This window comes from Candidatus Streptomyces philanthi (assembly GCF_059553635.1).
Genome location: NZ_JCANQV010000068.1, coordinates 1 through 23,411, shown reverse-complemented (window position 1 = coordinate 23,411; position 23,411 = coordinate 1). Strand labels below are relative to the sequence as shown.

The following is a 23,411-nucleotide window of genomic DNA, read 5'->3' as shown; positions in this document are numbered from 1 at the left end:
CCGGCACGATGATGCTCCAGGCGCAGCGGCCCTCCGGCGGGGAGCCCGGCACCATGACGCTCCAGGCGCAGCCGCTCCCCCACCAGCCGCAGCCGCAGGGATCACCCGCCCAGGCACCGCACGCGCAGCCGCCCGCGCCGGTCAGCATGGCGAAGGACGCGGGCACGATGATCCTCCAGGCCCAGCCCCCCGCCCCGGTCCCGCCCCGGCGGCCGGAGCCCCCGCAGGGCCACCCGCAGCCGAACGGGCACTTCGGGCAGAACGCCGGCTATGTCTCGTCGATCCCGGTGCGCCCGACGCATCTCGGCCATGCCCTGGCCTCCGAGTGGACGAAGATCCGCTCGGTGCGTTCGACGGTGTGGACGCTGAGCGTGATGGCCCTGCTCGTCGTGGGCATCGGGGCGGCGGCCGGTGCCGCGGTCGCCGCGCACGGCTCGTCGCTGGGCGAGATGTCGCCGCTGGGCTTCGGCACCTTCGGCATGATGATGGGCCTGATCTGCCTGCTCACCCTGGGCGTGCTGGTCATCTCCTCCGAGTACGGCACGGGGCTGATCCGGACCACGCTGACCGCCTGCCCGAGCCGGCTGCGCATCCTCGGCGCCAAGGCGATCGTCCTCTTCGTACTGGCCTTCGTGGTCTGCCTGGTCACCACCGGCCTCGTCGGCATCCTGAACACCGCGATCATCGGTGATCTCGCCATGGCACCGACCGCCGGTGACTGGTTCAAGTCGACGGTGGGCGTCAGCCTGTTCTGCGCCGTGTTCGGTCTGCTCGCGCTCTCCGTCGGCGCACTGCTGCGCCACTCCGCGGGCGCCATCACCCTCATGATCGGCGTCTATCTGCTGCCGCTCGTCGTGGCCCCGTTCATGATGGCCGAGAGCCTGAAGGGCCTCCAGCAGTGGCTGCTGGAGTACGCGATCCCCAGCCAGCTCGGCGTGATGTTCAGCAGCGGCATGGCCGGCTCCTCCGGCCCGTCCGGCTGGGACCCGCTGTGGATCATGACGGGCCTCACCGCCGTGGTCTTCGCCGGCGCCTGCGTGGCGACCACCCAGCGCGACATCTGACCCGTACGCCCCTCACGACGGCCCGGGTACCGGCGACGACCGGTACCCGGGCCGTCGCGCTCGTCAGTACCGGGGGGCGTTCCGCGACCGCGTCACGCGCGCGCCGCGGCGGTCGCGCGCGGTCCAGCACGCCGAGTGCCAGTGGCGGCGGTCGTCGACGTCGCCGAGCTGCGGCCAGGTGACGACGTGCGGGACGCCGGGCGGGATCACCTGGTCGCAGCCGGGGCAGCGGTAGCGTTTGGCGGCCCCGGAGCCGCCGACGTGCCGCACCACCCAGTCCTCGCCGCGCCACTCCTCGGTGCGTTCCAGTCCGTAGCGGTCCCCGCCCGTGCGGTCGACGGGTTTCGCACCGCCGCGCTGGCGGTTTCGACGCGGAGACACAGGGCACCTCGGCAGGTTCTACGGGGTCACGGGTTGTCACCAGCGTACGCGGCCGGGCCGGGCCACGGGCCCGCCCCGAGGTTCCTGCGATCATCCGCACATTCCCCCGGACGGCCGTGCCCTTGGCACGTGTCAGACGTTATTGCCAGCGAGGGGAGGCCGCGTCGGCTGCGAGGAGGCAGAGATCGATGCGCGTTGGGGCTTTCATCCTGGCCGCTCAATTCCCGGGCCAGGGACAGGGTGAGGCACTGTACCGGGCAGTGCGGGCGGCGGAGGCCGCCGACCGCGCCGGGCTGAGCGACGTATGGCTCGCGGAACACCACTTCGTGCCGTACGGCGTCTGCCCCTCGGCGGTGACGCTGGCCGCGCTGCTCCTGGGGCGCACCCGCAGGATCGGCGTCGGGACGGCGGTGAGCGTGCTGCCGACCCAGCATCCGGTGACGCTGGGCGAGCAGGCGGCGCTGCTGCACCTGACGTCGGGCGGCCGGTTCACGCTGGGCGTCGGCCGGGGCGGTCCCTGGATCGACCTGGAGGTGTTCGGCACCGGCCTCGCCGCGTACGAGCGGGGCTTCCCGGAGTCGCTGGACCTGCTGCTGCGCTGGCTGCGCGAGCCCCGGGTGGCGGCGGACGGTCCGCGCTACGCGTTCCGCGAGGTGGCGGTGGTGCCACGGGCCGACGAGCCGCTGCCCGGGCTGGGCGAGGCGGCCGGCGGATGCTCCGGGCCCCCGGTGGTGGTGGCGTGCACGTCCCCCGCCACGGTGCGGCTGGCCGCCGAGCGCGGGCTGCCGATGCTGCTGGGGATGCACTGCGACGACGAGGCGAAGGCGGAGATGGTCGCGCTGTGGCGGCGCACCGCGCTCGCGGCCGGCCGGGACGGCGACGAGGTCGCGGCGGCCGGGCATGTCTCGGCCGGGGTGGTCCAGATCGCCGACGCCCGCCGGGACGCGGTGGAGACGCTGACGAAGGCGATGCCGGGCTGGCTGCGGGAGGGGCTGGCCGCGCATGTGACGGTCGACGGCCGCTACCGGGCGATGCGCGATCCGCTGGCGTACACGGAACTGCTGTGCGCGCTGCACCCGGTGGGGCCGCCGCGGCTGTGCGCCGACCGGCTCGCGGCGTCGGCGGAGCGCACCGGCATCCGGCGGTACGCCCTGCTCGCCGAGGGATCGGGCGATCTCGCGGCGACGGAGGAGAACATCCGGCGGCTGGGCGCCGAGGTGCTGTCGCAGTGGGGCTGACCCGCTTTTCCGCGGCACTCCCCGGTACGCGGGGACGGCGGGCACCGCGTACCGGGGAGTGCCGGGATCGCCGCCGCCGGCGCACCGGTCCCGGGCACCGCCCGGGGCTGTGGTGCCCGTGCGCCGCGACGGCGGCCCCGGTCAGCAGTCGCGGAGTTCGGGCGACTGGTTCAGCAGCTGGCCCCGTACGGAGGTGAAGCGCGCCAGGCGCTCGTCGGCCACCGGGCCCCGCGGGAACACCGCGACCCGGTGGCAGTTCTGGAAGGCGAGGCGTACGCCGAAGTGACGTTCCAGCGCCCCGCGTATGGCGTCACTCGCCAGCGCGCGCAGCAGCTGGCCGCGCGCCTGCTCGTCCGGTGGCGGCGTCCGGTTGTCGGCGAACTCACCGCCGGCGGTCTCCAGACGGTTCACCAGGGAGCTGATCATCTCCCATGCGTAGGGCAGGGAGGTCCGGACGCAGTCGACAAAGGCGGCTTCGTCGACCTCGCCTCGCTCGGCCTGTTCGAGGAGGGCCGGTGAGACGTCGAGCGACATGGGGTTCTCCTCTCGCGGCCCCGCCGGAGGGCAGGACCTCAGGGATAGGACACGGGGCATCGCGACGGAGCGTGTTCGTCTCACGACCCCCCGCGTCAACGGTATGCCGCGCAAGGGGCCCGCACCAGGAGATTGGACAGACAACCGGCCACCGCCGAACGGGTCGATCAAGGGCGAATCGCGCCGACGCCCTCCGGTCGAGTAGCGTGGCGCACCATGCGTCTCGTCATCGCCCGCTGCTCCGTGGACTACGTGGGCCGGCTCACCGCCCACCTCCCCTCCGCGCCCCGTCTCATCCTGGTGAAGGCCGACGGTTCCGTGTCCGTCCATGCGGACGACCGGGCCTACAAGCCCCTCAACTGGATGTCCCCGCCGTGCACCCTCAAGGAGGGCGACGGCAGCGTCTGGACGGTGGTGAACAAGGGCGGCGAGAAGCTCATCATCACGCTGGAGGAGATCCTCCACGACTCCTCGCACGAACTCGGCGTCGACCCGGGTCTGATCAAGGACGGGGTGGAGGCCCACCTCCAGGAACTCCTCGCGGACCGCATCGAAACCCTCGGCGAGGGGTACGCGCTGATCCGGCGTGAATACCCCACCGCCATCGGCCCGGTGGACATCCTGTGCCGGGACGCCGACGGGGGGACCGTCGCCGTGGAGATCAAGCGGCGCGGCGAGATCGACGGTGTCGAGCAGCTGACCCGCTACCTCGAACTCCTCAACCGTGACCCGCACTTGGCGCCGGTCAAGGGCATCTTCGCGGCCCAGGAGATCAAGCCGCAGGCGCGGGTGCTGGCCACCGACCGGGGCATCGGGTGCGTGGTGCTGGACTACGACGGCCTGCGCGGCATCGAGGACGACAAGCTGCGGCTGTTCTGACCGGAGCGGACCGTTTTCGGCCGGTGGCCCGAACGGTACGGCCCGGTACGTGACCGGCTCCCCTCGCGGGGGTGGCCGGAACGTACCGGGCCGTTTCGCTTTCCGCGGGACGGCGGTCAGACGACCGGGGTGCCCTCGTCGCCGGGCCCGGTGGCGCCGCCCGCGCCGGGCCCGGAGGCGGTCTGCGACGGGCTCTCCTCGCTGGGCTTGTCCGTGGGCTTCTCGGTCGTCTCCGTCGGCTCCGGGTCGGTCGGGATGCCCGGTTCCTCCGGCTCCTCCGTGTCGGTGGGCCGGCCCGGGGTACTGGGCTCCTGGGAGTGGGACGGCTCGCCGGTGGTCCCGGAGGGGCTGCCGGAGCCGGCCGGCGGGGTTCCCTCGCCGGTTCCCGGGCCGGTGGACGGGGTGCCGGTGGCGGAGCCCGTGGCGGACGGGGAAGGCTCCGCCGTCGTACCGGGCGCGGTGGGCACCGGGGCGTGGACCGGCGGGGCGGAGTCCGTGCCGGGGGCCTCGGTCTCCGGGGAGGGCGAGGTGGTGTCGTCCGGGGCGGTGGTCTGCTCCGTGGTGACCTGCTTGCCGTTCTCGTCGTCGCCTCCCGAGGCGGCGCCGAGGGTGACGACGGTGCCGAGCACGGCGGCGAGCAGGACGCCGGTGCCGATGGCGACGGCGTTGCGGCGGGTCCCGGCGAGCGCCTTGCGTCCGGCGGCGGCCCGTCCGCCCTTGGCCGGCGCCTTGACGGTGGGAATCCTGCTGGTGACGGCGGTGCTGGAGGCCCCGGCCGGGCCGGTGGCGGTGACGGCGCGGGCCGCGACGGTCTGCGCCGTCTGCTCGGTCGCGGAGAGCGGGGCCTTGACCGCGGGTGTGCCGGCGGGGACCGTCACCGTGACGTCCGGGTTGCCGGCGGGCGCCGGGGTCACGCCCCGGGAGCGGTCGGCGACCAGGGCGAGCGCCCGCCGCCCGGCGACCGCGCCGCGGCGGTCGGAGAGGACGCCGCGCAGCCCGATGGACGCCTCCAGTTCGGCACGCGCCCGGTCCACGTTGCCGGTGCACAGCGCCAGCACGCCCAACTCGTGGTGGAAGTACGCCTCCTGGGCGACCTCCCCGGAGTGCCGGGCGGCCTCCTGCCCGTGGCGCAGGACACGCTCCCAAGCACTCCAGTGCAGTCCGGCGGCGAACCCGGGGGCGGCCGTGCGGGCGAGCAGCACGGCGGCGTTGGCGTGGCCGCTCTCCCGGCTGCCGGTGAGGTGGCCGGTCGCGGCGAGCACGGCATCCGCCTCGGCACAGACCTGCCCGGGGGTGACGGAGGGGTGGCCGGCCCACCAGGTGTAGTGCTGGGCCGCGGCGTGGACGAGGGCGGTGGCGTCGTCGGCGTGTCCGGCGGCGGTGAGCCGGTCGAGGACGCCGGTGGCGAGGCGGTGGCGGTCCCCGGCCGGGGTGATCAGTCCGCGGTCGAGCAGGGCGCCGAGGACGGCCCCGGCGTCGCTGTCCTGGGTGAGGGCGGGAAGGTGCGTCTGGTCGGGGACCTCGCCGCCGAGGGCGACGGCGAGGCGCAGGGTGGCGCGGGCGGCCTCGTCGAGCCCGTCGGCGAGCAGGGGGACGATGTCGCCGGCGGACGGGAGCGGGGTGTCCGTGCCGCCGTCCGCGCGCTGCCGCAGCAGCGCGGCGGCCCGGGTGAGCGGCAGCGGCAGCCCGTCGGACGTCTGCCGCAGGTCCTGGGCCCAGGCGGTCTCGGCGTCGGTGAGCGGCCGGTCCGCGGCGCGCTCCAGCGTCCGCCGCCAGGCGTCGGCCGGGAGCCCGCCGAGCACCAGTTCCTCGACGTGGCTGTCGCGGCCGGGGACGGGGACGCCGGGGGTGGCGGAGAAGAGGAAGGCGCACTCGGGGGTGGCGTCGAGCAGTTCGTCCAGGGCCTGCTCGCCGAACTCCAGGTCGTCGAGGACGACGATGGCGCCGACGTCGGCGAGGAGCCGGAGCAGTTCGGGGCGTTCGGGCCGGTGGTGCGGCGTGTCGTGGACGGCGGCGAACAGCGCGTACAGCACGTCGGTGGGGGTGCGGCGGCGGCCGGAGAGGCGGACGACGCCGTCGGGGGCGGTGTCCGCGCAGGCGGCGGCGACGGCGTCGAGCAGCCGGGTGCGGCCGGACCCGGCGGGCCCGGTGACGCGGACGGAGCGACCGCCGCCGAGCATCCGTACCAGCCGCCGGACCTCCTCGGCGCGGTCCTCCAGGACCTCGGCGCGGACGGGGGCGCCGAGGGGGGCGGCGCGGTCGGCGGGGGTGAGCTTGGCGGGTGCCGTCGGGCGCGCTCCGGGCGGGCAGGGCTCTATCTCGCTGCCGTCGACGGGGTTGACGGTGACGAGGTAGCCGCCCGAGGTGAGGCGGACGACGCGGGCGGGCTTCCCTGGGCCGTCCGGTGCGGCGGAAGGTGCCGGTGCGGCGGCGTCCTCCCCGGCGTTCCCGTCGTACGCGTCGGCCGCCCGGTGGGTGTTCGGGTCCATGGTCAAAGCCCCCAGATGCGCTTGTTCCGCTCCGCCGCGCGTTGCCGCCCGGGTGGCGGAGGGTGTTCCGGCTGCTTTCCGGCCGTCCGTACTCCGCCGGCCGGCGGCCGGGGGTGTTCCCGCCGCCGCGCCGGCCCGGTGCCCGCCATGGCGCGGGCATACGACGGGGCATCCGAACCTTAGTCCGAGGGGAAGTACGGCCGCACCGCCGGGGCCCGGAACTGTCCGGAACGGCCCGATCGGTGCGGATGATACCGAGGGCGCGGCGGGGGCGGCCCGCGCCGGGGGCCGGGTCAGGCGCGGGGCAGGGTCTCCGCGGCGATGCCGCCCTCGATGGCGAGGATGCGGTGCAGGCGGGTGGCGACCAGCAGCCGCTGCATCTGGAGCGGCACCCCGCGCAGGACGAGCCGCCGGCCCACCCGGCCCGCGCGGCGGTGCGCCCCCATGATCACGCCGAGCCCGGTGGCGTCCCAGGAGTGCAGTCGTGTCAGGTCCAGCACGAGGTCGCCCTGGCCGCCGTCGACGGCGGCGTGCAGGGCCGTTCGGGCGTCCGCCGCGCTGCGGACGTCGAGGCGGCCCTCGACGACCAGCTCGACGTGGTCGCCCCTGATGTGCATACGCTCTCCCCGAAATGATGGGTTCTCGTGCTGAAGGTCTACAGAACTGACTGCCTCTCCTACGGCGAAGTTGCCGACTGTGAGCGAACCGATACCGAATTCGCCCGCTGGAGTGACGGCGCCGGGCGTCGCCGTCCTGACGCGCGGTCAGTGCGTGTAGAAACCCTGCCCGCTCTTGCGGCCGATGTCCCCCGCGTCCACCATCCGGCGCATGATCTCCGGCGGGGCGAACTTCTCGTCCTGGGACTCGGTGTAGATGTTGTCGGTGGCGTGCAGCAGGATGTCGACGCCGGTGAGGTCGGCGGTGGCCAGCGGGCCCATGGCGTGGCCGAAGCCCAGCTTGCAGGCGATGTCGATGTCCTCGGCGGTGGCGACGCCCGACTCGTAGAGCTTGGCCGCCTCGACGACCAGGGCGGAGATCAGCCGGGTGGTGACGAAGCCGGCGACATCGCGGTTGACGACGATGCAGGTCTTGCCGACGGACTCGGCGAACGCGCGGGCGGTGGCGAGGGTTTCGTCACTGGTCTTGTAACCGCGCACCAGCTCGCACAGCTTCATCATCGGCACCGGCGAGAAGAAGTGCGTGCCGACGACCCGCTCCGGCCGCGAGGTGGCGGCGGCGATCTTGGTGATCGGGATGGCGGAGGTGTTGGAGGCCAGGATCGCGTCGTCCTTGGCCAGCTTGTCCAGGGTCTGGAAGATCTCCCGCTTGACCTCGATCTTCTCGAAGACCGCCTCCACCACGACATCGGCGTCGGCGGCGGCGTCCAGGTCGGTCGTGGTGGTGATCCGGCCGAGCGCCTCCTCCGCGTCCCCGGCCGCCATCTTCCCCTTGGCGACGAACTTGTCGTACGAGGCGGCGATCGCGCTCCTGCCTCGGTCCAGCGCCGCGTCCGTCACATCGCGGAGAACGACGTCCCACCCCGCCTGGGCGGAGACCTGCGCGATGCCCGACCCCATGAGTCCGGCTCCGATGACGGCGAGCTTCCTTGCCACTGCTGTCCCCTTACGCCCTGTGCATTTGACGGCTCTCAAGGTGACGTTAGCGTCCGTGAGCGATCGTTTGGTAGGTAAGAGATGCGCGTCACGTCTCACATGACGGACATCACACCGACGGACCGCGGACGGTCCCGCCGCCGCGTCAGCGCGCCGCCCGTACGGCGTAGTTGAGGACCCGTCGCCCGGAAGAGGCCCGGTCCCGTCCGGACGCCCTCGCCGTGCCCCGCAGCCGCTGCCGAACCCGATGACGCAGATGACGCCGGGACCCTGGTGGCCCGACGCGCGCCCGCACGTCATGCCGATCCGCTACCTCGCCGACGCCGTACGGGCCGCCTACACCGGTGCCTACGCCTCCCCCGCCCTGCTCCGCGGCACCCTGGTGGCGCTCGCCCTCGCCGTGCTGTCCGCCACCCTGTGCGCCCGCGCCTTCCGCAGGTCGGCGGCGTAGTCTCGGCGCATGGTGAATCTGACGCGCATCTACACCCGCACCGGCGACAAGGGCACCACGGCGCTGGGCGACATGAGCCGCACCGCCAAGACCGATTCGCGCATCGCGGCCTACGCGGACGCCAACGAGGCCAACGCCGCCATCGGCGTGGCGCTGGCCCTCGGCGCGCTGCCCGAGGACGTCGAGGCGGTGCTGCTCCGCGTCCAGAACGACCTCTTCGACGTCGGCGCCGACCTGTCCACGCCGGTGGCCGAGAACCCGAAGTACCCGCCGCTGCGGGTGGAGCAGGGCTACATCGACAAGCTGGAGGCCGACTGCGACCGCTTCCTCGCCCCGCTGGAGAAGCTGCGCAGCTTCATCCTCCCCGGCGGCACCCCCGGCGCGGCCCTGCTCCACCAGGCGTGCACGGTCGTCCGCCGCGCCGAGCGCTCCACCTGGGCCGCCCTCGACGAGCACGGCGAGACGATGAACCCGCTCACCGCGACCTACCTCAACCGCCTCTCCGACCTCCTGTTCATCCTGGCGCGTACGGCGAACAAGGAGCGGGGCGACGTCCTCTGGGTCCCCGGCGGCGAACGCTGACCACCGGGCGGTCTCAGCCCGCCACGCGGTCCGCGTCCGCCGTCCGGGACTCCTCCGGGGCCTTCTTCGGCCAGACCAGATAGCTCAGCGCGATGACACCGTGGATCGCGACCGCCTTCAGGGTCAGGCCCTGCCAGTCCCGCAGCGACTCCACATGGCCGTCGCCGACGTACCACACCGCGAGTTGCAGCAGCCCCGCCGCCACCGCCGCCCCCAGCACCGTCCGCAGCCACAGCTTCCCCTCGTGCCGGGCACGGGCCATGCCGTGGCGCGGCGGCCCGGCCGGGCGCGGGGCGCCGCCGAACCGGTGGGCGGCGTGCCCGTCGAGCCAGGTGATCGTGTAGTGGCCGTAGGCGACGGTGTAGCCGAGGTAGACGGCCGCCAGACCGTGCTTCCAGTCCGCGGCCGCGCCGTTGCGCAGATCGACCGCCGTGGCGATCAGCAGCGTCAGCTCCAGCAGCGGCTCCACCAGCAGCACCGCCGCCCCGGCGCGCGGCATCCGCGCCAGGTACCGCAGCCCGAGACCGACGGCCAGCAGCACCCAGAAGCCGACCTCACAAGCGATGACCAACGCGACGACCACGGCGCCCCCCTCTCGTACCGGACCCCTCCAGCCTGCCGGTCGCGCCCGCCCCGCACCTCCTCACCGGCGACGATCCCCGACTGCGACTTTCGATGCAGCCGCCCGCCCGCGAAGGCGTCCCGGGCGCCGACGAACCCGCCCGGCGCGCCGTGTTGGATGGGCAGGGTGAACCGCCCCTCCCCCGCCACCCGCCCCCGGCCGCACCGCACCGACGTCCTCATCGCCGGCGCCGGCCTGGCGGGCGGCCTGCTGCTGTGGTTCCTGGGCCTGCGCGGCGGCCCGGGAGTGGCGGACCTGTCCGCCCGGTGGACGCTGGTGGCGCTCGCCGCGATGTCCGCGGCGGTGCTGCTGCGCCGGACGGCCCCCTTGGCCGGCCTGGCCGTCGCGGCCCCGGCACTGGTCCTGGACACCTGCGCGGGCACGTTGCTCAGCACGGTGCTGATGTTCACCGACGCGGTCTACGCGGCGGTGCTCTACGGAGGCCCCACGGCGGCCCGCCGCATCCCGCCGCTCTCCGTCCTGGTCACCGTGCTGACGTCCCTGGCGCTCGCCGCCCTGCTGCGCGACCCGGGGGCGCTACTGGTCGGCGTCCTCCTCGGGCTGCTCCTCATCGGCCCGGCCTGGACCGGTCTGATCGTCCGCGACCACCGCGACGCCGCCAAGGCCGCCCGGCTGCGCGCCGAGCAGACCGCGCTGCTCGCCGAGATGGACCGGGCGCAGGCGGTCGCGGGGGAACGGGCGCGGATGGCCCGCGAACTGCACGACGTCATCGCGGGCCATCTGTCGGCCATCGCCATCCAGACCACCGCCGCCCAGACCCTGGACGACCCGGAGGCGACCCGCCGGGCCCTGGGCGTCATCCGGGAGAACAGCGTGCGCGGACTGGCCGAGATGCGCCGCCTGGTCGGCCTGCTCCGGGACCCGGGCACCGACGGGGAACCGGCCACCGCCCCCACCCTCGACGGCCTGACCGCCCTGGTCGGCCACGCCCGCTCCCAGGGCTCCGCCAGCGGCCTGACCGTCACCCTCGACGACGGACGCGCCGTCCGCGGCACCCTGCCCGTCCCCGTCGAACTGGCCGCCTACCGCATCGTCCAGGAATCGCTGACCAACGCCCTCAAGCACGCCGCGCCCGGCGAGGTCCGCGTCCGGCTCGCCCACGCCCCCGGCGGGCCGCTCACCGTGGACGTGACCAGCCCGTACACCGACCGGTCCGACCCGCGCGCGCCGGGCTCCGGCGCCGGGCTGACCGGGATGCGGGAGCGGATCGCCCTGCTGGGCGGGGACTTCGACGCCGGTCCGCGCACCGGACCGGACGGACCACAATGGCGGGTGCGCGCCGCGCTGCCGGCCGAGGAGGAGGACACCGCACGATGACGAAGACCACCGTCCTGGTCGCCGAGGACCAGTCCGCGGTCCGCGCCGGACTCGTCCTCATCCTGGGCTCCGCCCCCGACATCGAGGTCGCCGGGGAGGCCGCGGACGGCGAGGAGGCCGTCCGGCTCGCCCGCGAGCTGCGCCCCGACCTCGTCCTCATGGACATCCGGATGCCCCGGCTCGACGGGGTTTCCGCCACCCTGCAGATCGTCGCCGAGGGCCTGGCCGATGTGCTGGTGCTGACCACCTTCGACCTGGACGCCTATGTCTTCGGCGCGCTGCGCGCGGGCGCCGCCGGCTTCCTGCTCAAGGACAGCGACGCCGCGACCCTGCTGGACGCGGTGCGCACCGTGGCGTCCGGCGAGGGCCTGATCGCGCCCGCGGTGACCCGCCGGCTGATCGCGGAGTTCGCGGGCAGCGCCCCGCCGCAGGAGGACGCGGCCGACCCGGCGACGCTGGACACCCTCACCCGGCGCGAACGGGAGGTGCTGGGATGTCTGGGCCAGGGGCTGTCGAACGCGGAACTCGCGGTGCGCCTCGGCATGGCGGAGGCCACCGCCAAGACGCATGTCAGCAGGCTGCTGGCCAAGCTCGGGCTGCGCAGCCGCGTGCAGGCGGCCGTGCTGGCGCAGCGGCTGGGGGTGCCGGCGCCGTAGGCCCGGCCCTCCGCCGTCAGGCCACGTTGACGCGCTGTCCGGGGGGCGCGGCCTCCAGCCAGGCCAGGAAGCCGGTGAGCGCGTCCTCGCTCATCGCCAGCTCCAGCCGACTGCCGCGGTGCCCGCAGGCCAGGACCACGGTGTCGGAGAGCAGCGCCAGCTCCTCCTCGCCCCGGGGGGTGCGGCGCTCCAGCACCTCGATGGCGGAGCGTTCCAGCACTCGGCGGGGCCGGGGCGCGTACGAGAAGACACGGAACCACTCGACGCGGTCACCGTTGTAGCGGGCGACGCCGTAGATCCAGCCCTTGCCGCTGGGCTCGTCGCCGCTCTCCGAGGGCTCCGGCACACCCCAGCGCAGGCTGCAGTCGAAGGTCCCGCCGGAACGCTGGATGAGCCGCCGCCGCAGCCCGAAGACGAACAGTCCCAGCAGCACCAGCAGTACGACGATGCCGCTCACGAGCAGAGCGAGGACCATCTCGACCGACCTCCTCGCCTCGGTGGGGGTGCCCCCGCGCCGCCGGGGCGCGGGGAAGGGAAACGCACCTGCATCGCCTCAGCCGCGGGCCGCTCCGGAGGGGTCCGGGCAGCCCGCGGCTGAGGATCGATCTCTTCGGTGACGGTGCTCAGTGAACGCCCGTCACCGCGCGCAGCCGGACATCGGCGCGACGCTCGGCGGCCGCGTCGGCCTCCGACTTCGCTCGCTCCAGGGCCCGCTCCGCGCGCTGGACATCGATCTCGTCCGAGAGTTCCGCGATCTCCGCGAGCAGAGACAGCTTGTTGTCGGCGAACGAGATGAAGCCGCCGTGCACCGCGGCGACGACGGTGCCGTCCCCGCTCTCGCCGGTCGTACGGATCGTCACCGGGCCCGACTGCAGCACGCCGAGCAGCGGCTGGTGTCCGGGCATGACGCCGATGTCGCCCGACGAGGTGCGCGCGACGACCAGGCTGGCCTCGCCGGACCAGACCTGCCGGTCCGCGGCGACCAACTCGACGTGCAGCTCAGCCACGATGGCTCCTCGGGTCTCCACCTGCCGGGTACGGCAGATGCTGGGTCAAATACTAGTGTGCGTGCGGGCCGGGGGCGGCCAGGGCCGCCCCCGGGACCAGGAGCACGGGGTCAGGAGACGCCGAGCTTCTTGGCGTTGGCCTTGAGGTCGTCCAGGCCACCGCACATGAAGAACGCCTGCTCCGGGAAGTGGTCGAACTCGCCGTCCGCGATCGCGTTGAACGCGGCGATCGACTCGTCCAGCGACACGTCCGAGCCGTCGACACCGGTGAACTGCTTCGCCACGTGGGTGTTCTGCGACAGGAAGCGCTCGATGCGACGGGCGCGGTAGACGGTGAGCTTGTCCTCTTCGCCCAGCTCGTCGATACCGAGGATCGCGATGATGTCCTGGAGGTCCTTGTACTTCTGCAGGATCGTCTTGACGCGCGAGGCGCAGTCGTAGTGGTCCTGCGAGATGTACCGCGGGTCCAGGATGCGGGACGTCGAGTCCAGCGGGTCCACCGCCGGGTAGATGCCCTTCTCCGAGATCGGACGTGACAGAACGGTGGTCGCGTCCAGGTGGGCGAAGGTGGTCGCCGGCGCCGGGTCGGTCAGGTCGTCCGCGGGGACGTAGATCGCCTGCATCGAGGTGATCGAGTGACCACGGGTCGAGGTGATGCGCTCCTGGAGGAGGCCCATCTCGTCCGCCAGGTTCGGCTGGTAACCCACCGCGGACGGCATACGGCCGAGCAGCGTGGAGACCTCGGAACCCGCCTGGGTGTAGCGGAAGATGTTGTCGATGAAGAAGAGGACGTCCTGCTTCTGCACATCGCGGAAGTACTCCGCCATGGTCAGACCGGCCAGGGCGACCCGCAGACGGGTGCCCGGGGGCTCGTCCATCTGGCCGAAGACCAGCGCGGTCTTGTCGATGACGCCGGAGTCCGTCATCTCCTCGATGAGGTCGTTGCCCTCACGGGTGCGCTCACCGACACCGGCGAACACCGATACACCGTCGTGGTTGTTCGCCACGCGGTAGATCATTTCCTGGATCAGAACGGTCTTGCCGACGCCCGCGCCGCCGAACAGACCGATCTTGCCGCCCTTGACGTACGGGGTCAGCAGGTCGATGACCTTGACGCCGGTCTCGAACATCTCGGTCTTCGACTCGAGCTGGTCGAAGGTCGGGGCCTTGCGGTGGATCGGCCAGCGCTCGGTGACCTCGGACTGCGCCTCGGGCTTGTTCAGGATCTCACCGAGGGTGTTGAACACCTTGCCCTTGGTGATGTCGCCGACGGGCACGGTGATACCGGCGCCGGTGTCGGTGACGGGGGCCTGGCGGACCAGGCCGTCGGTCGGCTGCATCGAGATGGCGCGGACCAGGCCCTCACCCAGGTGCTGGGCGACCTCAAGGGTCAGGGTCTTGGTCTTGCCCTGCTCGGCCGGGTCGGCGACGTCGACGTGCAGCGCGTTGTAGATGTCCGGCATCGCGTCGACGGGGAACTCCACGTCGACGACCGGGCCGATGACCCGCGCGACGCGGCCGGCGGCCACGCCCGACGCGGCGGTCGGCTCAACAGTGGTGGTCATAGTTGTCAGTCACTCCCCGCGGTCGCGTCGGCCAGTGCGCTCGCGCCACCGACGATCTCGCTGATTTCCTGGGTGATTTCGGCCTGGCGGGCCGCGTTCGCAAGCCGCGAGAGCGACTTGATGAGTTCCTCCGCGTTGTCGGTCGCCGACTTCATCGCACGGCGGGTGGCGGCGTGCTTGGAGGCCGCCGCCTGGAGCAGTGCGTTGTAGATCCGCGACTCGACGTAACGGGGCAGCAGGGCGTCGAGGACGTCCTCCGCCGACGGCTCGAAGTCGAAGAGCGGAAGGATCTCGCCCTTCGCCGCGCCCTCCTCCTCGTCCGCCGCGCCGAGGCTCAGCGGCAACAGCCGGTCGTCGAGCGCCGTCTGCGTCATCATCGACACGAACTCGGTGAAGACGATGTGGAGCTCGTCCACGCCGCCCTCGGCGGTGTCCCGCTTGACCGCCTCGATCAGCGGCGCGGCGACCGCCTTGGCGTCCGCGTACGTCGGGCTGTCGGTGAAGCCGGTCCACGACTCCGTGACCTTGCGCTCACGGAACGCGTAGTACGACACGCCCTTGCGCCCGACGATGTAGGCGTCGACCTCCTTGCCCTCGGCCTTGAGCCGCTCGGTGAGCTGCTCGGCGGCCTTGATGACGTTGGAGGAGTAACCGCCGGCCAGACCGCGGTCGCTCGTGATGAGCAGCAGCGCGGCCCGCGTCGGACGCTCCACCTCGGTCGTCAGCGGGTGCTGCGTGTTCGAGCCCGTGGCAACCGCCGTCACCGCGCGGGTCAGTTCACTCGCGTACGGCGTCGACGCCGCCACCTGGCGCTGCGCCTTGACGACGCGCGAGGCGGCGATCATCTCCATCGCCTTGGTGATCTTCTTGGTCGCGGTGACGGAGCGGATGCGACGCTTGTAGACCCGGAGCGAGGCTCCCATGGATCAGGTCCCTTCCGTCGTCACTTGGTGGTGCTGCCCGAGGCGTCCTCACCGAGCAGCTTGCCGTCCGAGGTCTCGAACTGCTGCTTGAAGCCGTCGACGGCCTCGGAGATCGCCGTGATGGTGTCGTCGGACATCTTGCCGCCCTCGACGATGCTGGTCAGCAGCTCCTTCTTCTCCCGGCGCAGGTGCTCCAGGAGCTCCCGCTCGAAGCGGCGGATGTCCTCGACCGGCACGTCGTCCATCTTGCCGTTGGTGCCGGCCCAGATGGAGACGACCTGGTCCTCGACCGGGTACGGGGCGTACTGGCCCTGCTTGAGCAGCTCGGTCATCCGGCGACCGCGCTCCAGCTGCGCCTTCGAGGCCGCGTCCAGGTCGGAACCGAAGGCGGCGAACGCCTCCAGCTCGCGGAACTGGGCGAGGTCGACACGCAGACGGCCGGAGACCTGCTTCATCGCCTTGTGCTGGGCCGAGCCACCGACACGGGAGACGGAGATACCGACGTTCAGCGCCGGGCGCTGGCCCGCGTTGAAGAGGTCCGACTCCAGGAAGCACTGGCCGTCGGTGATGGAGATGACGTTGGTCGGGATGAACGCCGACACGTCGTTCGCCTTGGTCTCGACGATCGGCAGACCCGTCATCGAACCGGCGCCCAGCTCGTCGGAGAGCTTGGCGCAGCGCTCCAGCAGCCGCGAGTGCAGGTAGAAGACGTCGCCCGGGTACGCCTCACGGCCCGGCGGGCGGCGCAGCAGCAGGGACACGGCGCGGTAGGCGTCGGCCTGCTTCGAGAGGTCGTCGAAGACGATCAGGACGTGCTTGCCCTGGTACATCCAGTGCTGGCCGATGGCCGAGCCGGTGTAGGGCGCCAGGTACTTGAAGCCCGCCGGGTCGGACGCCGGGGCGGCGACGATGGTGGTGTACTCCAGGGCACCGGCCTCCTCCAGCGCGCCGCGCACGGACGCGATGGTGGAGCCCTTCTGGCCGATGGCGACGTAGATGCAGCGGACCTGCTTCTTCGGGTCGCCCGAGCGCCAGTTGTCGCGCTGGTTGATGATCGTGTCGACGGCCAGGGCGGTCTTGCCGGTCTGGCGGTCACCGATGATCAGCTGACGCTGGCCGCGGCCGATCGGCACCATCGAGTCGACGGCCTTGTAGCCGGTCTGCATCGGCTCGTGGACGGACTTACGGACCATGACGCCGGGAGCCTGAAGCTCCAGGGCGCGCCGGCCCTCGGACTCGATCTCGCCGAGACCGTCGATCGGGTTGCCCAGCGGGTCGACCACGCGGCCGAGGTAGCCCTCGCCCACGGCCACCGAGAGCACCTCGCCGGTGCGCTGCACCGACTGGCCCTCCTCGATGCCGCTGAACTCACCGAGGACGACCGCACCGATCTCGCGCTCCTCCAGGTTCAGCGCGAGACCGAGGGTTCCGTCCTCGAACTTCAGCAGTTCGTTCGCCATCGCCGAGGGAAGGCCCTCGACCTTCGCGATGCCGTCTCCGGCCTCGCTGACCGTGCCGACCTCCTCGCGCGAGGCCGCGTCCGGCTTGTACGCCTGGACGAAGTTCTCCAGCGCGTCCCGGATCTCCTCCGGCCGGATCGTGAGCTCCGCCATCTGGGTTCCCTGCTCTCCTTGTTGGGCCCGAAGTTACGTGCGGTGCCTGGGGTCGTCCCCAGGGGGTTTCCGCTTACGGCCCAACTCGGGCCGCCGTCCTGCTTGTGCTGTGTCACCGGAGACGGTCTCCGGACCGCAGCCGGACCGTGGGGTCCGGCCGGTCCGGTGCCCGGCCGCCGGGTGTGCAGCTCTTGAGTTGGTGGTGGTCAGCCGGCCATCCGCCGCGACGCCTCGTCGACGCGCTCCGCGATGGTCCCGTTGATGACCTCGTCGCCGATCCGCACCTGCACACCGCCGAGGACCTCGGGGTCCACGTCGAGGTTCAGGTGGACCTGCCGACCGTACGTCCGCGTCAGCGCGGCACCGAGACGCTCGCGCTGACGGTCGTCGAGCGGCACCGCGGAGGTGACGATCGCGACCAGCCGGCCCCGGCGCTGCGCGGCCAGCTTGCTGAGGGCGTCGATCCCTGCTTCCAGGCTACGGCCCCGCGGATGTGCGACGAGCCGGACCACGAGCCGGGTGGTGACCTCGTCGGCGCGGCCGCCCAGCAGCGACCGCAGCAGCTCGGTCTTGGCCGCCACCGTCGCCTCGCGGTCGCTCAGCGCGCGGCGCAGCTCGCCGTTCGAGGCGATGATCCGGCCGAACCGGAACAGCTCGTCCTCGACGTCGTCGAGCCGGCCGTCCCGCTGCGCCGCGACGAGGTCGGCGCTGTAGGACAGCTCCTCCATCGCGTCCGCCAGCTCGCGCGAGCGCGACCAGCGGGAGCGGACCATACCGCGGACCAGGTCGGTGGTCGGGCCGCCGACCTTGCCGCCGAGCAGCCGGCCGGCCAGCTCGGCCCGCGCCTCGCCGGACTGCGCCGGGTCGGTGAGGACCCGACGCAGCGAGACCTCGCGGTCGAGCAGAGCGGTGACGGCAGCCAGCTCCTCGGCGAGCACCGCCGCGTCGACGGAGGTGTTGTCCGTCAGCGCGTCGAGCTGCTCGCGTGCGGAGGCGAGTGCCTCGCGGCTCGCTCCGTTCATCGGCCGGCCTCAGCCTTCGTCGTGTCCGCCGCCTTGGCCTCAAGCTCGTCGAGGAAGCGGTCGATGGTCCGGCTCTGCCGGGCGTGGTCCTCAAGGGACTCGCCGACGAGCTTGCCGGCCAGGTCGGTGGCGAGCTTGCCCACGTCCTGGCGCAGCGCCAGCGCGGCCTGCTTGCGGTCGGCCTCGATCTGGGCGTGACCGGCAGCGATGATCTCCTCACGCTGCCGCTGGCCCTCAGCGCGCATCTCGGCGATGAGGGTCGCGCCCTGCTCCTGCGCCTCCTGGCGCAGTCGCGCGGCCTCGTGGCGGGCGTCGGCGAGCTGGGCCCGGTAGTCCTCCAGGACCTGCTGGGCCTCGGCCTGGGCGGCCTCCGCCTTCTCCATGCCGCCTTCGATCTTCTCGCGGCGCTCGTCCAGAACCTTGTTGATGTTCGGGAGGAGCTTCTTGGCGAGGATGCCGAAGACGATGAAGAAGGCGATCAGGCCGATGACAAGCTCTGGGATCGGCGGGACGAGGGGGTTCTCGGGAACCTCGACCTCACTCGCCAGGCTGACCAGGGTCACGTCAATGCCTTCCGTCTAGGGTCGTCGATGGGGCTTCGGTTTACTTGAAGACGAAGCCCATGACGATGCCGATGAGGGCGAGCGCCTCGCAGAAGGCGAAACCCATGATCTGGTTGGTGCGGATCAGGCCCGCGGCCTCGGGCTGGCGGGCCAGGGCCTGGGTGCCGTTACCGAAGATGATGCCGACGCCGACGCCGGGGCCGATGGCGGCCAGGCCGTAACCGATCGCGCTGGCGCTGCCGGTGAACGCGTCTGCGGAGGCGAGGGTCTGGAGAGCGGACATGCCGGTTCTTCCTTCTCTTTCAAGTACCGGTGGGGGTTGGCCACCGGACGTCCGTGGGTTGGGGGAGGCGGGGTGCTCAGTGGTGCTCGGCGAGCGCGCCCTGCACGTAGTTGCAGGCCAGGAGGACGAAGACGTACGCCTGGACGGCCTGGATGAACAGCTCGAAGGCGGTCATCACGATGGTCATCACGAAGGAGGCGCCCGCGTAGACGAAGCCGACGCCGTTCGCCAGGTAGAAGCTGGCGATGGTGAACATCACGATGAGCATGTGACCCGCGAACATGTTCGCGAAGAGTCGCACCGCGTGGGTGAAGGGCCGGATGATCAGGTTCGAGAGCAGCTCGATGACCATCAGCAGCGGGAGAACCCAGCCGAGCGACTTGTCGTAGCCGGAGAAGTTCTTGAGGGCGCCGACGAAGCCGTGCTTCTTGAAGGTCAGACCCACCCACAGGAGCCAGACCAGAAGGGCCAGACCCGCCGGGAAGGCGATGATCGACGTCACCGGGAACTGGGCGACCGGAATGATCGACCAGATGTTCATGATCCACACGAAGAAGAACAGCGCGACCATGAAGGGGACGTACTTCTCGCCCTCCTTCTTGCCGAGCGCGTCGTACACGAGCCCGCGGCGCACGAAGTCGTAGCCCGCCTCAGCGACCATCTGGAGCTTGCCCGGTACGACCTTGGCACGGCCGAAGGCGGCCCAGAAGAACCACACCACGACGACCGTGCTCAGCAGAGCCAGCAGCATCGGCTTGTTGAAATTGAAGCCGCCGATGGTGAAGAGCGGTTCAAAGACGAAGGAATGAAGGCCCGGGGCCTCGAAGCCACACCCCGGGATGAAGAGGTGGCACTCCGTGTCGAAGGCGAGCATCGTTTCAGCACTCACCGCGGGCTCCTTCAGCGTGGCGCATGGGTACGGCAACCTCGTTGTGTCGGCGCGGCGTTGAGCCACGGGGCGGCACTGGACTGGTCTTGCGGATGTGGGGGCGGCGGATCGGCGCGGGGCCGGGTCGGATCACAGGCATCGACCACGAGGGCCGCCGGTTCCGCCGCGCGGAACTCGGACGCTCAACCGCCTGGGCCAACTGTGCCGCAGTTGGCACCGGACGATAGCAGGCCCGCGCGCGGGCTTTTATTCCGGCCCTACGTGTCACGTCGGCGACCCCGCCGTCCCCGCCTGCTTCGCCTCTGCGGAGTCGGGATCCACATACAGAATCTTTGCCTTCATGTGACCGCGGGTCTGCGCCGCGATCCACACGAGGGTGGCGCCGAGCAAGGTGAAGGCGAATGCCTTGGTGTCGAAGAGCGTGGTGTCCCGGAAGACCAGCATGAAGACGGCGACGAGAAGGATCTGCACCGTGTAGAGCAGAAGGCCCATCATCTGGAACAACTGCGGGAGGTTCTTCGCGGTCTGCTGCAGGACGACGAGGCCGGCACCCATGACCAGCACCACCAGCAGGGTACCGACGACGGCGCCGACCGCTCCCATGCCCCCGGCGACCGCGGCGCCGACACCGACGGCGACAAGGCCGGCGGCGAGCGTGGGTACGAGGGCATGAAGAAGAAGTCGGGCGTCAGTCGACTGCATGGCGGCGCTCCGGCACGGGGTGGGGTGGGTGTCGTCGTGGACGAGCCTAGACCCGGTCTGGACAAGAACATGTGGCCAAAGGTCCGCCGCAGTACGGACCTCCGACTCTGTCGCCGGGTCTCGTGAACGGTATCACAAACTATTTGATGAGGTCTTTACTCGCTTGATGTGCCACCTGTCACACGTGAGCGTGAATGCGCGCGTTGGTGCACTGACGGGCAGTGTTTTGTCTGCTATAAGGCCGGACGCCCCGGTTCGTACGCGGTGCGAACCGGGGCGTCCTGACGGATCAACGGTGACTGTTCGCCTTCCGGTTGTCGGCGAAACGTGACCGGTCGCCGATCGCCGTGGCACCGCGCAGAGCCGCCGTGACGGGCTCTCGCGCCTCTGCGGCACTCCCCTGCCCCGTGCGTCCCACCGATGCCCCGTCGTCCGGCACATCGGCCTTCACACCCTCTCCCGCGGCCTGCGCGGGCACCACCCGGCGGCGGTACCGCGGCGGCACGATCCGCTGCGCCCACATCGGCGCCCGTGGCGTGAACCGCGGCAGCAGGAGCAGCACCAGACCGACCGCGCTCAGCGCGACGATGCCCAGCACGATCCACACACTCGCGTTGTTCACCGAGTACGCCACCGCGCCGAACGCGATCAACGCCGACCAGAAGTACATGATCAGGACGGCCCGGCTGTGCGAGTGGCCGATCTCCAGCAGGCGGTGATGCAGATGGCCGCGGTCGGCCGCGAACGGGGACTGCCCCTTCCAGGTGCGCCGCACGATCGCCAGGACGAGGTCGGCGACCGGCACCGCGATGACCGTCAGCGGCAGCAGCAGCGGGATGTAGACCGGCACCATCGCATGGGTCGCCTCGCGGACGCTTCCGGCCTTCTGGCCCAGCAGGTCCGGGTCGACCTGGCCGGTCACCGAGACCGCGCCGGCCGCCAGCACCAGACCGATCAGCATCGATCCCGAGTCGCCCATGAAGATCCGCGCGGGGTGCATGTTGTGCGGCAGGAAGCCCAGGCACATGCCCATCAGGACGACGGAGAACAGCGTCGCGGGCGCCGCCGCCTCGATGCCGTAGCCGTACCACATGCGGTACGCGTACATGAAGAACGCGCCGGCGGCGATGCACACCATGCCGGAGGCCAGGCCGTCGAGTCCGTCGACGAAGTTCACCGCGTTGATGGTGATCACCACCAGTGCGACGGTCAGCAGCGTGCGCGGCATCGGCGTCAGCGAGACCGTGCCGATACCCGGGATCGGGATCCACAGGATCGTCAGGCCCTGGAAGACCATCACCCCCGCGGCGATCATCTGGCCGCCGAGCTTGACCAGGGCGTCCACGCCCCACTTGTCGTCCAGTACGCCGAGGATCCAGATCAGCGCGGCGCCGGACAGCAGGGCGCGCGGCTCGTTGGTCTCGAAGACGCTCTTGACGTTGAACAGGTGCGAGGAGACCAGCAGTCCCGCGCACAGCCCGCCGAACATCGCGATGCCGCCGAGCCGCGGGGTCGGCTCGCGGTGCACGTCACGGGCGCGGATCTCCGGCACCGCACCGGCCGCGATGGCGAACTTCCGCACCGGACCGGTCAGCAGGTAGGTCACCGCGGCAGTGACGCACAGCGTCAGCAGGTATTCACGCACGGGCTGCCCCATCGGTATAGCTGGCCATCACAGCCACCCACCCTAAGCGTGTCCGCCCGCCGCCTGTGAACACCGGGGAGGACGCGCCACCCGCCGGAGTGGTTGCGGTGCTCACCCGTGATCGGGATAAGGCGGAAAACGACGGACCAATGCCGCGGTCCGTCTCCGCACGCCCGCGTCCTTCCCGCGCAGCGCCGCCCCGATCAGCTCCGCGACCTCCGCCATCTCCGCCTCCCCCATGCCCTGGGTGGTCACCGCGGCGCTGCCCAGCCGCAGGCCACTGCGGCGCGGGGCGGGCGCGTCCGGGCACGGCAGGGCGCAGGTGTCCAGCACGATCCCGGCGGCGGCGAGCCGGCCGCGCGCGGTGGCGGCGTCCAGTCCCAGGGGCGCGGTGTCCGCGGTGATCAGGTGGGTGTCGGTGCCGCCGGTGGTGATCCGCAGGCCCTGTCCGGCGAGGGCGGCGGCCAGGACCCTGGCGTTTGCCGTCACCGTGTGCGCGTACCGGGCGAAGTCCGGGCCGGACGCCTCGCGGAAGGCGACGGCCTTGGCGGCGACGGCGTTCATCTGGGCGCCGCCCTGGCTGAACGGGAACACCGCCCGGTCGATGCGCTCGGCGAGCCGCCGCCCGCACAGGATCATTCCGCCGCGCGGCCCGCGCAGCACCTTGTGGGTGGTGGCGCACACGACGTCGGCGTACGGCACGGGGCTGGGGGCCGCTCCCCCGGCGATCAGCCCCATCGGGTGCGCGACGTCGGCGATCAGGTAGGCGCCGACCTCGTCGGCGATGTCGCGGAAGGCGGCGTAGTCGAGGTGGCGGGGGTAGGAGATGGAGCCGCAGACGAGGGCACGGGGGCGGTGGGCGCGGGCCAGGGCACGCACCGCGTCGAGGTCGACGAGGCCGGTGTGCTCGTCGACGCCGTAGCCGGTGAAGTCGAACCAGCGGCCGGAGAAGTTCGCCGGGGAGCCGTGGGTGAGGTGTCCGCCGTGCGGGAGGGACATGGCCAGGACGGCGTCCCCGGGGCGCAGCAGGGCGGCGTAGGCGGCCAGCACGGCCGAGGACCCGGAGTGGGGCTGCACATTGGCGTGATCGGCACCGAAAAGGGCCGTGGCGCGTTCCTGGGCGATCCGCTCGGCGAGGTCGACGATCTCGCAGCCGCCGTGGTGCCGGGCGCCGGGGTAGCCCTCGGCGTACTTGTTGCCCAGGGGGGAGCCGAGGGCGGCGAGGACGGCGGGCGAGGCGAAGTTCTCCGCGGCGATCAGCTGGAGGCAGTCGCCCTGCCGGGCGCTCTCGCCGAGGACCACCCCGGCGATCTCCGGGTCGTGTGCGGGGAGGGCGCCGAAGTCGGGGCCGC

General features: G+C 72.0%; 25 protein-coding genes. 7 read left to right on the top strand and 18 right to left on the bottom strand.

The genetic code is table 11. The features are described 5' to 3' along the window. On the top strand, positions 1–1,064 hold a 1,064-nt coding region (locus AC51EU_RS11200; protein WP_496266662.1), incomplete at its 5' end, for an ABC transporter permease. A gap of 63 nt (positions 1,065–1,127) precedes the next feature. Here the strand turns inward: AC51EU_RS11200 and AC51EU_RS11195 are convergent. After that, entirely contained in the window at positions 1,128–1,445 is a 318-nt protein-coding gene (locus AC51EU_RS11195) for an Rv1322 family protein (protein ID WP_496266661.1), read from the bottom strand. A 188-nt stretch (positions 1,446–1,633) separates the two neighbouring features. Here AC51EU_RS11195 and AC51EU_RS11190 point away from each other — a divergent pair, with 188 nt between their 5' ends. Continuing rightward, on the top strand, positions 1,634–2,683 hold the full coding sequence (locus AC51EU_RS11190) for an LLM class flavin-dependent oxidoreductase (RefSeq protein WP_496266660.1): 1,050 nt from the start codon (positions 1,634–1,636) through the stop codon (positions 2,681–2,683). Positions 2,684–2,824: 141 nt separating this feature from the next. Here the strand turns inward: AC51EU_RS11190 and AC51EU_RS11185 are convergent, their stop codons facing one another. Then, entirely contained in the window at positions 2,825–3,217 is a 393-nt protein-coding gene (locus tag AC51EU_RS11185; RefSeq protein ID WP_496266659.1) for an SCO5389 family protein, read from the bottom strand. A 216-nt stretch (positions 3,218–3,433) separates the two neighbouring features. Between AC51EU_RS11185 and nucS the strand changes: the two genes are divergently transcribed. After that, positions 3,434–4,096, top strand: a complete 663-nt coding sequence (nucS, locus tag AC51EU_RS11180) for an endonuclease NucS (RefSeq protein ID WP_496266658.1) — start codon at positions 3,434–3,436, stop codon at positions 4,094–4,096. A 116-nt stretch (positions 4,097–4,212) separates the two neighbouring features. On the opposite strand, the gene AC51EU_RS11175 is transcribed toward nucS, so the two are convergent. From AC51EU_RS11175 to AC51EU_RS11165, 3 genes are all read right to left on the bottom strand, one after another. Beyond that, complete coding sequence (locus AC51EU_RS11175) at positions 4,213–6,585, bottom strand: ATP-binding protein (RefSeq protein ID WP_496266657.1); 2,373 nt, start codon at positions 6,583–6,585, stop codon at positions 4,213–4,215. A 293-nt stretch (positions 6,586–6,878) separates the two neighbouring features. Then, on the bottom strand, positions 6,879–7,202 hold the full coding sequence (locus tag AC51EU_RS11170; RefSeq protein ID WP_496266656.1) for an STAS domain-containing protein: 324 nt from the start codon (positions 7,200–7,202) through the stop codon (positions 6,879–6,881). A gap of 147 nt (positions 7,203–7,349) precedes the next feature. Then, entirely contained in the window at positions 7,350–8,198 is an 849-nt protein-coding gene (locus tag AC51EU_RS11165; protein WP_496266655.1) for a 3-hydroxyacyl-CoA dehydrogenase family protein, read from the bottom strand. 256 nt (positions 8,199–8,454) lie between these two features. Here AC51EU_RS11165 and AC51EU_RS11160 point away from each other — a divergent pair, with 256 nt between their 5' ends. Both AC51EU_RS11160 and AC51EU_RS11155 read left to right on the top strand, forming a co-directional pair. Beyond that, positions 8,455–8,649: a hypothetical protein gene (locus tag AC51EU_RS11160; protein WP_496266654.1), complete on the top strand. Its 195-nt coding sequence runs from the start codon at positions 8,455–8,457 to the stop codon at positions 8,647–8,649. A gap of 9 nt (positions 8,650–8,658) precedes the next feature. After that, on the top strand, positions 8,659–9,231 hold the full coding sequence (locus AC51EU_RS11155) for a cob(I)yrinic acid a,c-diamide adenosyltransferase (RefSeq protein WP_496266653.1): 573 nt from the start codon (positions 8,659–8,661) through the stop codon (positions 9,229–9,231). 13 nt (positions 9,232–9,244) lie between these two features. Here the strand turns inward: AC51EU_RS11155 and AC51EU_RS11150 are convergent, their stop codons facing one another. After that, positions 9,245–9,814 (bottom strand): hypothetical protein, encoded by a 570-nt coding sequence (locus AC51EU_RS11150; protein ID WP_496266652.1) that lies wholly within the window; start codon positions 9,812–9,814, stop codon positions 9,245–9,247. 156 nt (positions 9,815–9,970) lie between these two features. Here AC51EU_RS11150 and AC51EU_RS11145 point away from each other — a divergent pair, with 156 nt between their 5' ends. Next, on the top strand, positions 9,971–11,191 hold the full coding sequence (locus AC51EU_RS11145; protein WP_496266651.1) for a sensor histidine kinase: 1,221 nt from the start codon (positions 9,971–9,973) through the stop codon (positions 11,189–11,191). Continuing rightward, positions 11,188–11,847, top strand: coding sequence for a response regulator (locus AC51EU_RS11140; protein ID WP_496266650.1), 660 nt, complete (start codon positions 11,188–11,190; stop codon positions 11,845–11,847). Before AC51EU_RS11145 ends, AC51EU_RS11140 begins: the two co-directional genes overlap by 4 nt. Positions 11,848–11,863: 16 nt before the next feature. On the opposite strand, the gene AC51EU_RS11135 is transcribed toward AC51EU_RS11140, so the two are convergent. From AC51EU_RS11135 to glyA, 12 genes are all read right to left on the bottom strand, one after another. Further along, positions 11,864–12,322, bottom strand: a complete 459-nt coding sequence (locus AC51EU_RS11135) for a DUF2550 domain-containing protein (RefSeq protein WP_496266649.1) — start codon at positions 12,320–12,322, stop codon at positions 11,864–11,866. 148 nt (positions 12,323–12,470) lie between these two features. Beyond that, on the bottom strand, positions 12,471–12,854 hold the full coding sequence (locus AC51EU_RS11130) for a F0F1 ATP synthase subunit epsilon (RefSeq protein WP_136742616.1): 384 nt from the start codon (positions 12,852–12,854) through the stop codon (positions 12,471–12,473). A 110-nt stretch (positions 12,855–12,964) separates the two neighbouring features. Further along, a complete protein-coding gene (gene atpD, locus AC51EU_RS11125; RefSeq protein ID WP_496266648.1) occupies positions 12,965–14,419 on the bottom strand; it encodes a F0F1 ATP synthase subunit beta in 1,455 nt (484 codons plus the stop codon). A 5-nt stretch (positions 14,420–14,424) separates the two neighbouring features. Next, positions 14,425–15,342, bottom strand: a complete 918-nt coding sequence (locus AC51EU_RS11120; RefSeq protein ID WP_496266647.1) for a F0F1 ATP synthase subunit gamma — start codon at positions 15,340–15,342, stop codon at positions 14,425–14,427. Between the two features lie 20 nt (positions 15,343–15,362). Then, positions 15,363–16,955 carry a F0F1 ATP synthase subunit alpha gene (gene atpA / locus AC51EU_RS11115; protein ID WP_496266646.1) on the bottom strand — a complete coding sequence of 531 codons (1,593 nt, stop codon included), beginning with the start codon at positions 16,953–16,955 and terminating at the stop codon, positions 15,363–15,365. A 206-nt stretch (positions 16,956–17,161) separates the two neighbouring features. After that, positions 17,162–17,977 carry a F0F1 ATP synthase subunit delta gene (locus tag AC51EU_RS11110; RefSeq protein ID WP_496266645.1) on the bottom strand — a complete coding sequence of 272 codons (816 nt, stop codon included), beginning with the start codon at positions 17,975–17,977 and terminating at the stop codon, positions 17,162–17,164. Beyond that, complete coding sequence (locus AC51EU_RS11105; protein ID WP_496266664.1) at positions 17,974–18,534, bottom strand: F0F1 ATP synthase subunit B; 561 nt, start codon at positions 18,532–18,534, stop codon at positions 17,974–17,976. The genes AC51EU_RS11110 and AC51EU_RS11105 overlap by 4 nt, the downstream gene beginning before the upstream one ends. 46 nt (positions 18,535–18,580) lie before the next feature. Beyond that, positions 18,581–18,823 (bottom strand): ATP synthase F0 subunit C, encoded by a 243-nt coding sequence (gene atpE, locus AC51EU_RS11100; RefSeq protein WP_030280712.1) that lies wholly within the window; start codon positions 18,821–18,823, stop codon positions 18,581–18,583. Between the two features lie 76 nt (positions 18,824–18,899). Further along, the gene (atpB, locus tag AC51EU_RS11095) at positions 18,900–19,697 is read right to left on the bottom strand and encodes a F0F1 ATP synthase subunit A (RefSeq protein ID WP_496266663.1); all 798 of its coding nucleotides are present in this window, start codon (positions 19,695–19,697) and stop codon (positions 18,900–18,902) included. Between the two features lie 279 nt (positions 19,698–19,976). Continuing rightward, positions 19,977–20,414 (bottom strand): Cg1360 family ATP-synthase-associated protein, encoded by a 438-nt coding sequence (locus AC51EU_RS11090; protein ID WP_496266643.1) that lies wholly within the window; start codon positions 20,412–20,414, stop codon positions 19,977–19,979. A gap of 289 nt (positions 20,415–20,703) precedes the next feature. Further along, positions 20,704–22,071 carry an MraY family glycosyltransferase gene (locus AC51EU_RS11085; protein ID WP_496266642.1) on the bottom strand — a complete coding sequence of 456 codons (1,368 nt, stop codon included), beginning with the start codon at positions 22,069–22,071 and terminating at the stop codon, positions 20,704–20,706. Between the two features lie 99 nt (positions 22,072–22,170). Next, on the bottom strand, positions 22,171–23,411 hold a 1,241-nt coding region (gene glyA / locus AC51EU_RS11080; protein ID WP_496266641.1), incomplete at its 5' end, for a serine hydroxymethyltransferase.

What these genes read in the sequence shown, in the direction of transcription:
- AC51EU_RS11190 (WP_496266660.1), top strand. Translation starts at nt 1,634, where the DNA reads ATGCGCGTTGGGGCTTTCATCCTGGCCGCTCAATTCCCGGGCCAGGGA.
- AC51EU_RS11185 (WP_496266659.1), bottom strand. Translation starts at nt 3,217, where the DNA reads ATGTCGCTCGACGTCTCACCGGCCCTCCTCGAACAGGCCGAGCGAGGC.
- nucS (WP_496266658.1), top strand. Translation starts at nt 3,434, where the DNA reads ATGCGTCTCGTCATCGCCCGCTGCTCCGTGGACTACGTGGGCCGGCTC.
- AC51EU_RS11175 (WP_496266657.1), bottom strand. Translation starts at nt 6,585, where the DNA reads ATGGACCCGAACACCCACCGGGCGGCCGACGCGTACGACGGGAACGCC.
- AC51EU_RS11170 (WP_496266656.1), bottom strand. Translation starts at nt 7,202, where the DNA reads ATGCACATCAGGGGCGACCACGTCGAGCTGGTCGTCGAGGGCCGCCTC.
- AC51EU_RS11160 (WP_496266654.1), top strand. Translation starts at nt 8,455, where the DNA reads ATGACGCCGGGACCCTGGTGGCCCGACGCGCGCCCGCACGTCATGCCG.
- AC51EU_RS11155 (WP_496266653.1), top strand. Translation starts at nt 8,659, where the DNA reads ATGGTGAATCTGACGCGCATCTACACCCGCACCGGCGACAAGGGCACC.
- AC51EU_RS11145 (WP_496266651.1), top strand. Translation starts at nt 9,971, where the DNA reads ATGGGCAGGGTGAACCGCCCCTCCCCCGCCACCCGCCCCCGGCCGCAC.
- AC51EU_RS11140 (WP_496266650.1), top strand. Translation starts at nt 11,188, where the DNA reads ATGACGAAGACCACCGTCCTGGTCGCCGAGGACCAGTCCGCGGTCCGC.
- AC51EU_RS11135 (WP_496266649.1), bottom strand. Translation starts at nt 12,322, where the DNA reads ATGGTCCTCGCTCTGCTCGTGAGCGGCATCGTCGTACTGCTGGTGCTG.
- atpD (WP_496266648.1), bottom strand. Translation starts at nt 14,419, where the DNA reads ATGACCACCACTGTTGAGCCGACCGCCGCGTCGGGCGTGGCCGCCGGC.
- AC51EU_RS11120 (WP_496266647.1), bottom strand. Translation starts at nt 15,342, where the DNA reads ATGGGAGCCTCGCTCCGGGTCTACAAGCGTCGCATCCGCTCCGTCACC.
- atpA (WP_496266646.1), bottom strand. Translation starts at nt 16,955, where the DNA reads ATGGCGGAGCTCACGATCCGGCCGGAGGAGATCCGGGACGCGCTGGAG.
- AC51EU_RS11110 (WP_496266645.1), bottom strand. Translation starts at nt 17,977, where the DNA reads ATGAACGGAGCGAGCCGCGAGGCACTCGCCTCCGCACGCGAGCAGCTC.
- atpE (WP_030280712.1), bottom strand. Translation starts at nt 18,823, where the DNA reads ATGTCCGCTCTCCAGACCCTCGCCTCCGCAGACGCGTTCACCGGCAGC.
- atpB (WP_496266663.1), bottom strand. Translation starts at nt 19,697, where the DNA reads ATGCTCGCCTTCGACACGGAGTGCCACCTCTTCATCCCGGGGTGTGGC.
- AC51EU_RS11090 (WP_496266643.1), bottom strand. Translation starts at nt 20,414, where the DNA reads ATGCAGTCGACTGACGCCCGACTTCTTCTTCATGCCCTCGTACCCACG.
- AC51EU_RS11085 (WP_496266642.1), bottom strand. Translation starts at nt 22,071, where the DNA reads ATGGGGCAGCCCGTGCGTGAATACCTGCTGACGCTGTGCGTCACTGCC.